13 protein-coding genes are annotated in these 12249 nt (G+C 69.0%); 11 read left to right on the top strand and 2 right to left on the bottom strand.

Annotation, left to right across the window (positions count from 1 at the left end):
- Positions 1 to 15: 15 nt before the first annotated feature.
- Together HFP15_RS01200 and HFP15_RS01195 are read left to right on the top strand one after the other, a co-directional pair.
- Positions 16 to 1134 carry an acyl-CoA dehydrogenase family protein gene (locus HFP15_RS01200; protein WP_168510440.1) on the top strand — a complete coding sequence of 373 codons (1119 nt, stop codon included), beginning with the start codon at positions 16 to 18 and terminating at the stop codon, positions 1132 to 1134.
- A complete protein-coding gene (locus tag HFP15_RS01195) occupies positions 1131 to 2357 on the top strand; it encodes an acyl-CoA dehydrogenase family protein (protein WP_168510438.1) in 1227 nt (408 codons plus the stop codon). The genes HFP15_RS01200 and HFP15_RS01195 overlap by 4 nt, the downstream gene beginning before the upstream one ends.
- 29 nt (positions 2358 to 2386) lie before the next feature.
- Here the strand turns inward: HFP15_RS01195 and HFP15_RS01190 are convergent, their stop codons facing one another.
- Positions 2387 to 3832 (bottom strand): aldehyde dehydrogenase family protein, encoded by a 1446-nt coding sequence (locus tag HFP15_RS01190; protein ID WP_312871366.1) that lies wholly within the window; start codon positions 3830 to 3832, stop codon positions 2387 to 2389.
- Positions 3833 to 3929: 97 nt separating this feature from the next.
- Between HFP15_RS01190 and HFP15_RS01185 the strand changes: the two genes are divergently transcribed.
- The 3 genes from HFP15_RS01185 to HFP15_RS01175 are packed head-to-tail and all read left to right on the top strand — an operon-like array spanning position 3930 to position 6415.
- On the top strand, positions 3930 to 4664 hold the full coding sequence (locus HFP15_RS01185) for an SDR family NAD(P)-dependent oxidoreductase (RefSeq protein ID WP_168510434.1): 735 nt from the start codon (positions 3930 to 3932) through the stop codon (positions 4662 to 4664).
- 12 nt (positions 4665 to 4676) lie between these two features.
- Positions 4677 to 5579, top strand: a complete 903-nt coding sequence (locus tag HFP15_RS01180) for an LLM class F420-dependent oxidoreductase (RefSeq protein WP_168510432.1) — start codon at positions 4677 to 4679, stop codon at positions 5577 to 5579.
- Between the two features lie 5 nt (positions 5580 to 5584).
- The gene (locus tag HFP15_RS01175) at positions 5585 to 6415 is read left to right on the top strand and encodes an SDR family NAD(P)-dependent oxidoreductase (protein ID WP_168510430.1); all 831 of its coding nucleotides are present in this window, start codon (positions 5585 to 5587) and stop codon (positions 6413 to 6415) included.
- Here the strand turns inward: HFP15_RS01175 and HFP15_RS01170 are convergent.
- Positions 6402 to 7343, bottom strand: a complete 942-nt coding sequence (locus HFP15_RS01170) for a TIGR03621 family F420-dependent LLM class oxidoreductase (RefSeq protein ID WP_168510428.1) — start codon at positions 7341 to 7343, stop codon at positions 6402 to 6404. The two genes, HFP15_RS01175 and HFP15_RS01170, sit on opposite strands and share 14 nt — an antisense overlap.
- 61 nt (positions 7344 to 7404) lie before the next feature.
- Between HFP15_RS01170 and HFP15_RS01165 the strand changes: the two genes are divergently transcribed.
- The 6 genes from HFP15_RS01165 (at position 7405) to HFP15_RS01140 (ending at position 12193) form a co-directional block, all read left to right on the top strand.
- The gene (locus HFP15_RS01165) at positions 7405 to 8262 is read left to right on the top strand and encodes an enoyl-CoA hydratase/isomerase family protein (protein WP_168510426.1); all 858 of its coding nucleotides are present in this window, start codon (positions 7405 to 7407) and stop codon (positions 8260 to 8262) included.
- A 73-nt stretch (positions 8263 to 8335) separates the two neighbouring features.
- Complete coding sequence (locus HFP15_RS01160; RefSeq protein WP_168510424.1) at positions 8336 to 9622, top strand: aromatic ring-hydroxylating oxygenase subunit alpha; 1287 nt, start codon at positions 8336 to 8338, stop codon at positions 9620 to 9622.
- Positions 9619 to 9948, top strand: a complete 330-nt coding sequence (locus HFP15_RS01155; RefSeq protein ID WP_168510422.1) for a hypothetical protein — start codon at positions 9619 to 9621, stop codon at positions 9946 to 9948. Before HFP15_RS01160 ends, HFP15_RS01155 begins: the two co-directional genes overlap by 4 nt.
- A gap of 13 nt (positions 9949 to 9961) precedes the next feature.
- Complete coding sequence (locus HFP15_RS01150; protein WP_168510420.1) at positions 9962 to 10717, top strand: SDR family NAD(P)-dependent oxidoreductase; 756 nt, start codon at positions 9962 to 9964, stop codon at positions 10715 to 10717.
- Positions 10718 to 10739: 22 nt separating this feature from the next.
- The gene (locus HFP15_RS43735) at positions 10740 to 12011 is read left to right on the top strand and encodes a cytochrome P450 (RefSeq protein ID WP_168510418.1); all 1272 of its coding nucleotides are present in this window, start codon (positions 10740 to 10742) and stop codon (positions 12009 to 12011) included.
- Positions 12008 to 12193 (top strand): ferredoxin, encoded by a 186-nt coding sequence (locus tag HFP15_RS01140; protein ID WP_168510416.1) that lies wholly within the window; start codon positions 12008 to 12010, stop codon positions 12191 to 12193. The genes HFP15_RS43735 and HFP15_RS01140 overlap by 4 nt, the downstream gene beginning before the upstream one ends.
- The last annotated feature ends 56 nt before the right edge of the window (positions 12194 to 12249 follow it).

The following is a 12249-nucleotide window of genomic DNA, read 5'->3' as shown; positions in this document are numbered from 1 at the left end:
CCCGAGGACAGAACAGTGAACCTCGACCTGAGTCCCGATCAGCGGTTGTTCCAGTCGACAACCCGGGAATTTCTGCACGATACCACGCCGATCAGCCGGATCCGCGAGCTCGCGGAGACCGGCACCGGGTTCGACCGCGAGTGGTGGCGGCAGGCCGCCGGGCTCGGCTGGACCTCGATGCTGGTGCCCGAACACCTCGGCGGCGGAAGCATTTCCGGCGCGCCGATGACCGATCTCGCCATCGTCGCCGGGGAACTGGGCCGCGCGTGCGCGCCGGGTGCGCTGACCACCACCAGCGCCGTGCTCACCGGCCTCGTCCGCGCCGGGTTCACCGACGCCGTCTCGGCGATCGTCGAAGGGGAAAGCCTTGCCGCGTGGGCGTTCTGCGAGCCCGGGCGCGGGCTGGACCGGTTCGGCGCCACCGCGACGCCGGACGGTGCCGGGTTCCGGTTGTCCGGCGGCGTCGACCGCGTCGAGTCCGGCGACCAGGCCGACGTCTTCCTGGTGACGGCTCGCGGTCCGGACGGGCTCGTGCAGTTGCTCGTGCCCGCCGACGCACCCGGGGTGACCGTCACTCCCGTGTGGACACTCGATCTGGTGCGGCGGACCGCGCACGTCGATTTCGCCGATGTCGCCGTCGAGCCCGCGTCCGTCGTGCAACGCGGTACCGACGCGGCCGATGCGTTCGAGGCCCAGTTGCTGGTGGCGGCCGCGCTCGCGAGCGCGGAGATGGCCGGTGCGCTGGAGCGCACGATGGAGTTCACCGTGCGGTGGATGTTCGACCGCTACACCTTCGGCCGCCCGCTGGCTTCCTACCAGGCGCTCAAACACCGGATGGCGGACAACAAGACCTGGCTGGAGGCCTGCCACGCGACGGCGAACGCGGCCGCCCGGCTGCTGGACGAGGACCCGTCCGCCGCCGTCGAAGCGGTCAGCGCCGCGAAGTCCTACATCGGCGCGAAGGCGCCCGCCGTCATCCAGGACTGCGTCCAGATGCACGGCGGGATCGGTGTCACCTGGGAGCACGACATTCATTTGTTCCTGCGGCGCGTCACGCTCTACCGAGCCCTGTACGGAACGCCGGAGGAACACCGGCGCCGCATCGCCGATCTGCCGACCAGGAGTGCCGCATGAGTGAGATCGAACCCGTCGGGGACTTCCGGATGCGGGCCCGCCGCTGGCTCAAGGAGAACCTCCCTCCCGCACCGGAATCGTTCACTCTGGACGGTGACGAGGCCATGTGGGAGCGGGCGAGGGTGCTGCAGCGACGGCTGTACGACGGGGGTTTCGCGGGCATCTGCTTTCCGGCGGAGTACGGCGGCCAGGGCCTGACGAGGCTGCACCAGCGCGCCTTCACCGAGGAGTCGCTGCCGTACGAGATGCCGTTGATGCTGAACATGCCGACGTTCGGCATCTGCGCGCCCACCATCCTCGACATGGGATCCGAAGAACAGAAACGAACACACCTGCCCGCGGTGCTGCGGGGTGAGGAAATCCTCGTGCAGTTCCTGTCCGAGCCACGGGGCGGCTCGGATCTCGCCGGGCTCACCACGCGGGCCGAGCGCGACGGGGACACCTGGATTCTCAACGGTTCGAAGATCTGGAGCTCGGGCGCCTACGCGGCGGACTACGCGCTGTGCCTCGCGCGCACCGACTGGGACGTGCCCAAGCATCAGGGGTTGACGATGTTCCTGATGCCCGTGCACGGGCCGGGCGTCACGATCAAGCGGATCCGGCAGACCAACGGATCGGACGAGTTCTGCCAGGAGTTCTTCGACGACGTCGTGCTGCCCGCGGAATGCGTGCTCGGTGAGGTCAACGGCGGCTGGGCCGTGGCCTCGCGCCAGCTGTACCACGAGCGCACCGCGATGGGCGGCGGATCGCCGTACTTCAGCGGGGCACGGCCGCGGATCGCCGGCGAAGTGGCCGATCTGGTCGATCTCGCGCAGCGCACCGGGCAGCTCGGCGACCCGAGGGTGCGGGAGGACATCGGGGAGGCGCGGTCGATGCGGCTGGTGGAGCAGCAACTCGTGGACCGGGTGGGCCAGGCCATCGGCTCGGGTGCGATGGAACCGTCGGCGAGTTCGATCATCCGCCTGTTCCGCGCCGAAAGCGTGTGGCTGCAGACGGATCTCGCGTTGCGGATCGCGGCCGCGGCCGGCGTGACGGGCGACCGGGACGGTAGCCAGGGCCTCGGCCGTGTCGGAGCCGACTACATCTACCGCCAGGCCAACGGCATCGCGGGCGGCAGCGCGGAGATGGCGCGCAACGTGATCAGCGAACGCGTGCTCGGCATGCCACGCGAGTACGCCGCCGACCGCGACGTGCCGTTCCGGGACGTCAAGCAGGGACGGTGACGGAGGGCGCCACGGCGCCCTCCGTCACCTCAGGCCGCGACCACTCCGTAGGTCTTGGTCTCCAGGAACTCCTCGAGCCCCGCCACGCCCTTCTCGCGCCCGATGCCGGACTGCTTGTACCCGCCGAAGGGCGTGTCGGAGAAGAAGTAGTTGCCGCCGTTGATGCTGAAGGTGCCGGTGCGGATGCGGCGCGCCATGCCGAGCGCGCGCTGCTGGTCGCCGCCGTGAATGGCGCCTGAGAGGCCGTAGATGGAGTTGTTGGCGATCGCGACGGCTTCGTCGTCGTCGCTGTACGGGATCATCGCCAGGACCGGCCCGAACACCTCGTCCTGCGCGATCTCGCTCGCCGGGTCCACCCCGGCCAGCAGGGTCGGCCGGTAGAAGAAGCCGGGATCGACCCGCTCACCGCCGGTGATGAGCTTCGCGCCCGCCTCGACGGCCCGCCGCACCATACCGTCCACTTTGTCTCGTTGACGCTCGCTGATCAGCGGCCCCATATACGTTTTCGGGTCGTGTGGATCGCCGTAGCTCACCTTGCCGAGATAGCGCGCGACCTGCTCGGCGATCTCGTCGTGCCGCGCTCGGGGCACCAGCAGCCGCGAGTTGAGCGCGCAGCCCTGCCCGGCGTGCAGGCAGATACCGAAGGCGGCGTGCATCGACGCGGCACGCACGTCGGCGTCGTCGAGCATGATCAGGGCCGATTTCCCGCCCAGTTCGAGGAAGACCTTCTTCACGGTGCCGCTCGCCGCGGCGAGGATCCGGCGGCCGGTCGCGGTCGACCCGGTGAAGCTGACGACGTCGACGTCCGGATGCGTGGTGAGCAGCTCCCCCACCGCCGTCTCCGACGAGCTGAGCACGTTGACCACACCCGCCGGGATGTCGGTGTGCTCGGCGATGAGCCGGCCCAGCGCCAGTGTCACCAGCGGGGTGTCGGGCGGGGCCTTGAGCACCACCGTGCAGCCGGCCGCGAGGGCGGGTGCCAGTTTGGCGAGCGCGAGCTGCACCGGGAAGTTGTACGGGATGATCGCGGCGGCCACGCCCGCCGCCTCCTTCTCCACCCAGCGGTGGTGACGCTGCCCCTGGTAGCCGACCTCGCCGAGGTCTTCGGTCAGCGGGTAGGTGTCCAGCAGTTGCCCGTAGTAGCGAACCAGATCGATGGGCTCGTCGAGCTGGGCGCCGTGGGTGAGCGTGCGCGGAGCGCCGACCTCGCTGATCGTGAGCTCCCGCAGGTCCTCGGCGTGCTCGGTGAGCGCCCGGTGCAACTGGCCGAGACAGCGCACGCGCAGGTCCTTGTCGGTGGGCCAGGCGGTGCCGCCGAAGGCGCGGCGCGCGGCGGCGATCGCGGTTTCGGTGTCGGCGACCGTGGCATCCGGTGCACTGCCGAGGACCTCACCGGTCGCGGGGTCGAGCGAAGTGAACGTCCGCCCGGTCTCGACGAGCCGGCCATCGATGAGCAGGCGCTGGTTCGTGCCCACGGTCCCTCCTCCAGTGGAAATGTAATTCTCTCTAGGAGAGAATACTAAATAAGAATTACCTTTCCCAAAAGAGAGAGTGGCACTATAAGATCGGTCCATGGGTCGACTCGCTGGCAAGGTCGCGGTGGTCACCGGGGCGGGCTCCGGAATCGGCAGGGCGGCCGCCGTGCTCTTCGCGCGCGAGGGCGCGAAGGTCGTGTGCGCGGATGTCAGCGGAAGGGAAAAGGAGGCGGCCGAGGAGACCGGCGGCGTCGCCGTGCACACCGACGTCGCCAACTCCGCCGACGTGGCACACATGATCGCCACCGCGGTCGGAGAGTTCGGCAGGCTCGACGTGCTGTTCAACAACGCGGGTTTCGGCGGCCCGCGCGGGCCGGTCACCGAACTCGACGAGGACACCTTCGACACCGTGATCGCGGTGAATCTCAAGGGCGTCTTCCTCGGCATGAAGCACGGAATCCCGGCGATGCTGGAGGGCGGCGGCGGTTCGGTGATCAACACCGCCTCCGCGTCGGCACTCGTCGGCTGGAAGGGACTCGCCGGCTACGCGGCCGCGAAGGGCGGGGTCGTGCAGCTCACCAAGTCCGCCGCGCTCGACTTCGCGAAAAAGGGCGTACGGGTGAACGCGATCTGCCCCGGCATGACCTGGACCGGGCTGGCCGACGGCGAGGTGGGCTCGGCTCCCCCGCCGGATCTCATCCCGCCGCAGCCCATGGCCCGGTGGGGCATGCCCGGCGAACTCGCGGCGGCCGCGCTGTTCCTCGCGAGCGACGAGTCCTCGTTCGTGACCGGGACGGCCATCCCCGTCGACGGCGGGTATGTCGCCCGCTGACTGGAGGAAAAGATGCGGTTCATCTACCACTACCCGGAGCGGCACGGCTCGGACGGCGACGTACTCGACCCCGGCCCGCTGCCCGAGATCGCGGCCGCCGTCGAACGGGCCGGATTCGACGGCATGTCCTTCAGCGAGCATCCGATCCCCGGCGCCCGCTGGCTGGAAGCGGGCGGCCACCAGACGCTCGATCCTTTCGTGGCACTCAGTTTCGTGGCCGCCGCCACGCGAGGAATCAAACTCCTGACGCACCTGGCCGTCGCTCCTTACCGCAACCCGTTCCTGCTCGCCAAAACCGCCGCGACACTGGACAAACTCTCCGGCGGGCGGATGATCCTCGGCATCGGCACCGGGTATCAGAAAAGCGAGTTCTACGCGCTCGGCGTGTCGCTGGAGGAACGCAACGCACTGTTCGACGAGGCACTGGCCGTGCTGCCGATGCACTGGCGCGGCGAGCCGTTCAGCTACGAGGGGCTGCATTTCAGCGCCCGTGACGTGATCGCGCGGCCGCGCCCGGTGCAGGACCCGATTCCGATCTGGGTGGGCGGCAACTCGAAACTCTCCCGCCGCCGCGTCGCGCAGCGCGCGCAGGGCTGGATGCCGATGACCGGCGGCGCACAGCTCAGCGCCACCGCCCGCACGCCGGCGCTCGGCACGCTCGGCGAACTGGCTGCCGCGATCACCGAACTGCGCGAGAGCGCGGCCGCGGCCGGGCGCACCGACGAGATCGACGTCCTGCACTCCTATCAGGGTGAGGGGATCGGCACGCCCGCCGTGGACACCGACCGGCACCGGGAGGCGCTCGCGGAGATCGAGAAAGCCGGTGTCACGTGGATGATCGTGTCCAACGGCAGCTATGACCGCACCGAGACGCTGGAGTTCATCGACGCGTTCGGCTCGACGTATCTGAGGTGAGGCGGATGGGCTGGTTCGAAGAACGCGGCGGCCTGGCAGGCACCGTCGCGGTGGTCACCGGCGGCGCCGGCGGCCTCGGTGAGGCCGTGGTGTCCGATTTGGACGCCAATGGGGTGCACGTCGCAGTGGTGGACATCGACGCCGAGGCGGTCGAGACCCTGCGCGGCAGGCTCTCGGACGCGATCGTGCACCACGGAGACGCTCGTGATCCGGACACGCTCACCCGTCTGTTCGATGCCGCCGACGAGCGCTGGGGGAGGCTGGACACGCTCGTCAACGTCGTCGGTGGCACGTTCCGGGCCGCGTTCACCGAGACCACACCCAAGGGCTGGAACGCGGTGCTGCGCACCAACTTGCTGCACGTCCTGCACGCGTGCTCGCTCGCGGTGCCGCGGATGCGCGCGGGCGGGCGGGGCGGCAGCATCGTCAACCTCACCACCATCGAGGCGCACCGCGCCGCGCCGGGCTACGCGGTGTACTCCGCGGCGAAGGCGGCGGTGGAACAGTTCGCGCGCACACTCGCCGTCGAGGTCGCACCTGACGGCATCCGGGTCAACAACGTGGCGCCGGACTACTCGCCGACGCCGAGGCTGCTGAAGATCTCCGGCGACGGAACCTCCGGCGAGGACGGCGTGGGCGTGACCATCCCGATGGGCCGCGCCGGAACGCCCTCCGACGTGTCGAACTGCGTGGTGTTCCTCGCCTCCGCCTTGTCGTCCTACATCACCGGCACCACGGTGCACCCCGACGGCGGTACGTTCGCGTCCTCGGGCTGGTTCAACTGGCCCGGCTCCGGCTGGTCCACCCGGCCGCCGAAGGACTTCACCGTCCGGTGAGGCGCTCCACGACGGGCGCGAAGTCGTCCACTTGGGACTGTGGCACGGTCACGTAGTTCACGCCGTGGGTCTGCCTGCGCTCCTCGAGCCGGTCCACGATCTCCTCCGCCGGGCCGATCAGCACGTTGGGGTGGTCGCGTAGCTCGCCGGGCGCCACGCGCACCATTCCGGCGACCCGCTCGAGCGCGGCCTCCGGGTCGCCGGTCACCTCGGTGAAGAACGGTGAGCTCTCGATCTCCAGCTCCGCGAACCGCTCGCCCGCGGCCTCGCGCACGAAACCCAGGCGCCGCACCGCTTCTTCGTGCGCGTCCGGTGTGAACGGCACGTTGGAGATGCTGACCACGTCCGCCTCCCGTGCCGCCAGCGAGAGCACCCGCTCGCGCGCGCCGCCGATCATGATGGGCGGACGCGGGCGCCGCGCGGGCAGCGGCAGGCCCGCGTAGCCGTACGCGGTCACGAACTCGCCCTTGTGCGCCAGTTCCTCGCCCGTGCAGTGCGCCTTGAACAGTGCGACGACCTCGGCCAGCTTCGCGACGCGGCGGTTGCCCGCCTCGAACGGCAGGCCGATCGCGCGGTACTCCGGTTCGCTCCACCCGGCGCCGATGCCGAACTCCAGCCGCCCGTCCGAGAGCAGGTCGATCGTCACGGCTTCCTTCACCAGCACGGCGGGCACGTGGTAGTCGGCGCAGAACACCCGGCACCCCACGCGCAGCGTCCCGGTGACCGCGGCGGCGGTCGCCATCGCGGCGACCGGTGCCAGATGCTGCGGCGGCTGGCTCGCCTCCCGGCTCACCGGCCCCTTGCCCAGGTAGTGGTCGGCGAGGAACAACGTGGCGAAACCGGCAGCCTCGACCTTGCGGGCGAGGTCGCGCCATTCGGCCGCGGACCGGGCCTTGGTCGCCTGTACCGCGAAACGAAAGCTCGTCACCTCTTGAGAATATCATGTTCTTGAACGAGAATGGTATTCTCGTTGCGACGGAAGGTCGGGGATGGTCAAGCGCACGCGGTACAGCGAGTACAAGAACGCCTACGCCAACTACGAGTTCGAGTTGAGCGAGGACGGCGTGCTGCTCATGCGGTGCCATACGAACGGCGGCAGCCTCGTGTGGGACTGGAAGGCGCACGACGAGATGGCCGACGCCTTCGCCGACGTCGCGGGCGACCGGGAGATCAAAGTCCTGATCCACACCGGCACCGGCGAGAACTACAACGCGGACTGGGGCCTGCTGCCCGACGGCAGACCGCCGGAGGAACCGCTCTACCAGGCCATGCCGGGCGAGCGCGGGCTGCACAAGCTCGACGAGAAGGCCTGGTACAACCGCAATCTGCAGTTCAACGTGCTCAGCGTCGACGTGCCGATGATCAGCGCCGTCAACGGGCCGTGCAACATCCACTCCGAGGTCCCGCTGATGGGCGACATCGTGCTCGCCTCCGAGGACGCGTGGTTCCAGGACGTGTCCCACTTCCCGCGCGGCATGGTGCCCGGCGACGGCCAGCACGTCATCTGGCCCTACCTGGTCGGCGCCAACCGCGGCCGCTACCTGCTGCTCACCGGCAAGAAGCTCACCGCCCAGGAGGCACTGGACTGGGGCGCGGTCGCCGAGGTGCATCCGAAGGACACGCTGCTGGAGCGCGCCTGGGAGCTCGCGCACGAGATCGCGAAACGGCCGCCGCTGGTGCTGCGCTACACGCGCCAGCTGTTCACCCATCCGCTCAAGCGCGCGTTCCTCGACGATCTGGAGCGTGGAACGGCGCTGGAGACCTACGCCCAGCGCGGCTTCTTCCCGTTCGGTGGCGGCATGGAACCGCTGGACCGGGCATGGGATGCCAAACCGTGGTCGAGCTGATCGACGGAAACAGCATTCTCAACAAGAGAGAACGTAGCTAGGATCGAGATCCGGAAGAAGAGGGGCCAGGACCATGACGGGCATCCAGGACCGGCTCGCCACGGGGAAAGGCAAGTTCACTCCGCGCTATCCGGAGCTGGGCACCGCCCCCGTGAGCTACGAGGACTCCATTTCCCAGGAGTTCTTCGAGGCCGAGCGCGAGGCCGTGTTCCGGCGGAGCTGGCTCAAGGTCGGCCGCATCGAGCAGATCCCGCGCACGGGTAGCTACTTCACCCGTGACCTGCCGGGTCTCGGTTCGATCGTGATCGTCCGCCGGCCCGGCGGCGGCGTCGCCGCGTTCCACAACGTCTGCGCGCACCGCGGCAACAAGGTCGTGTGGCAGGAGCACCCCGCCGAGGAGACCAGGGGTATCTGCCGCGAGTTCTCGTGCAAATACCACGGCTGGCGCTACGGGCTGGACGGCCGCGTCACACACGTCACCAACGAAGACCAGTTCTTCGACCTCGACAAGAGCACGCTGGCCATGCCGAAGGTCCACTGTGAACTGTGGGCGGGCTTCATCTTCGTGAACTTCGCCGCCGACGCCGAACCGCTCGCGAATTTCCTCGGCGACCGGTTCCTGGAACTGGAGAGCTACCCGTTCGACCGGATGACGCAGCGATTCGGCTACCGCACCCGGATCAAGGGCAACTGGAAGCTGTCCATCGACGCGGTGCTCGAGTGGTACCACCCGCCGTACGTGCACGGGCGGTTCATCGACCCGGACGTGTCCAAAGCGGAGAAGCTCGTGCCGCCGGTGGACTCCTACCATTACGACGTCTTCGCACCGCACATGCTGACCTCGGTGCCGGGACCGCCGCCGCTGCCGCCGAGGGAACCGGGCACGCTCGGGCCCGCCAGGCGCGACCAGAAGTGGATCTACAAGCTGTTCCGCGCCGGCCTGTTCGGCCCGGACGACGTCCCCGACGTCGGAGCGCTGCCGGAGGCGATGAACAAGGGCCGGATCCGCTCGTGGGGCAACGACTCGTTCTGGATGTTCCCGAACTTCTCGGTGCAGATGTGGGCGCGCAACTACTACATCACCTACCAGTACTGGCCGGAATCGGTCGATTCGCACACCTACGAGCTGGACATCTACTTCCCGGAACCGCGCGACGCCGCCGAGCGGCTCGCGCAGGAACTCGTCGCCGACAGCACGATCGAGTTCGCGATGCAGGACTCCAACACGGTCGAGGCGACACACTCCGCGCTCGCGACCCGGGCGCAGCGCACGTTCCATCTCTCCGACCAGGAACTGCTGATCCGCAACTTCCACAAGGTCATCCGCGACGCCGTCGCCGCGTACCAGGAGCAGCCATGAGCATCCTGCCCGAACCCTTCCGCGAGCTGGAGCCGTTCGTGGACGACTGGGCCAAGCCCACCCGCCAGGAGCGCTACGACACGCGGCTGGCCAAGACGATCGACGAGCTGGGCGTCTTCTACGACGCGATCGCGCCGAGGGCCGAGGAGGCGATCGCCTATCTCAACGAACTCGACCTGCGGGAGCTGCCCGAGGAGGCCACCAGGTTGCTGCGCCTGCTGTACTCGCTCATTCTCGTCGCCTACCCGGTGAACGTGTTCAAACAGCCCAGAATCCCCGACTCCGGCGCGGCCTTCTTCGACACCGTCGCCGAACCGGCGGTGTGAGGAGACGGAAAGCATGACGGCACAACGCACAGCGCTGGTCACCGGAGGCGGTTCGGGCATCGGGCGGGCGATCGCGCACCGCCTGGCCGAGGACGGGCTCACCATCGCCATCGTCGACCTCGACACGGACTCGGCCGAACGGGTGGCCGAGGGCATCAACGCCAAGGGCCACCAGGCCTTCGCCTACGGCGGCGTCGACGTGTCCGAGCGTTCTCAGGTCGACGACGTGGTCCAGCAGGTGCACCGCACGCTGGGCGCGGTACAGGTGCTGGTGAACAACGCGGGCCTGACCGGCTTCAAGAAGTTCCTGCACATCACCGACGAGATCTGGGACCGGATCATGGCGGTGAACCTGTCCGGCCCCTTCTACTTCTGTCAGGCGCTGGTGCCCGACATGATCGAGGCGGGCTGGGGGCGGATCGTCAACATCTCCTCCTCCAGCGCCCAGTCCGGCCAGCAGTACATGACGCACTACGTCGCGTCGAAAGCGGGACTGATCGGGCTCACCAAATCGCTCGCGCTGGAGCTGGGCCCCGAGGGCATCACGGTCAACACGATCCCGCCCGGCTTCGTGGACACCCCGATGCTGCGCAAGTCCGAGGAGCACGGCCTGCTCGGCGGCACCGTCGATCACCACGCGGATCTCACGCCCGTGCGGCGCCCCGGCAAGCCCGAGGACATCGCGGCGGCGTGCGCGTTCCTGGTCTCCGAGGACGCCGGCTACATCACCGGCCAGGTGATCGGCGTCAACGGTGGCCGCAACACCTGACCGCACAACCGAAGGGACGACGGTGACCGACTACGAGGCGCTCGACTTCTTCCGCGGCGAGGAACTCGTCGCCGATCCCTATCCGTATTACGAGGCGCTGCGCGGCAAGTGCCCGGTGCACCGGGAACCGCATCACGACGTGATGATGGTGACGGGCTACGACGAGGCGGTCGGAGTCTTCGGCGACGCCGAGACGTTCTCCTCCTGCATCTCGGTGACCGGCCCGTTCCCCGGTTTCCCGGTGCCACTGGAGGGCGACGACGTCACCGGACTGATCGAGAAGCATCGCGACGAGCTTCCGTTCAACGACCAGCTGCCCACACTCGACCCGCCCGCGCACACCGATCACCGCGCGCTGCTGATGCGGCTGATCACGCCCAAGCGGCTCAAGGAGAACGAGGCCGCGATGTGGCGGCTGTGCGACGGGCAGCTGGACGCGCTGCTGGAGGGCGGTTCCGGCGAGTTCATCCGCCAGTTCGCGGGACCGTTCACGCTGCTGGTGATCGCCGACCTGCTCGGCGTGCCCGAGGAGGACCGGGACGAGTTCGCGGCGCGGCTGCAGGGACGGCCGGGTTCGGGCGGCACCATCGGCAGCACCGACGAAGCCATGTCGCACAACCCGCTGGAGTTCCTCTACAACCAGTTCGGCACCTACATCCAGGACCGGCGGCGCGAACCACGCGCGGACGTGCTGACCGGGCTCGCGACCGCGACCTTCCCGGACGGTTCGCTGCCCGACGTCATCGACGTCACGCGGGTCGCGTCGAACCTGTTCTCCGCGGGCCAGGAGACGACCGTCCGGCTGCTGAGCAACGCGCTGAAGATCATCGCGGAGAACCCGGACCTGCAGGCACGGCTGCGGCGGGAGCGGGACCGGATCCCGAACTTCGTCGAAGAGGTGCTGCGATTCGAAAGCCCCATCAAGGGGGACTTCCGGCTGTCCAAAGTGGCCACGACGATCGGCGACGTGCCGGTACCCGCCGGGACGACGGTCATGGTGCTCAACGGTGCGGCGAACCGGGATCCGCGCCAGTTCGACAATCCGGACACCTTCGACATCACGCGCCCGAACGCACGGCGGCACGTCGCCTTCGGGCGCGGCATCCACACCTGCCCCGGCGCTCCGCTGGCGCGCGCGGAGGCTCGGGTGGCGATCGAGCGGCTGCTGGACCGGACCAGCGACATCCGTATCTCCGAGGAGCGGCACGGCCCCGGCGACGACCGCCGCTACTCGTACCTGCCGACGTTCATCCTGCGCGGCCTGACGCATCTCAACCTGGAGTTCACCGTATGAGGGTCACCGTCGACGACGAACGCTGCCGCGGGCACGGGGTGTGCTGCTCGGCCTGTCCCGAGGTCTTCACCCTGACCGACGACGGCTATGCGGTGGCGAAGGCGGAGATACCGGCCGAGCTGGCCGAGCGGGTGCGCTCCGCCGCCGAGTCCTGCCCCGAGCGCGCCATCACCGCGCAGTAGCCGGGCAGCATGAGGCCTGGCGCTCCGGTGGGGAGCGCCAGGCCTGGGCATGGTTC

This window comes from Amycolatopsis acididurans (assembly GCF_012328925.1).
Taxonomy (GTDB): Bacteria; Actinomycetota; Actinomycetes; order Mycobacteriales; family Pseudonocardiaceae; genus Amycolatopsis_E; species Amycolatopsis_E acididurans.
This window is presented reverse-complemented; position numbering and strand designations above follow the sequence as displayed.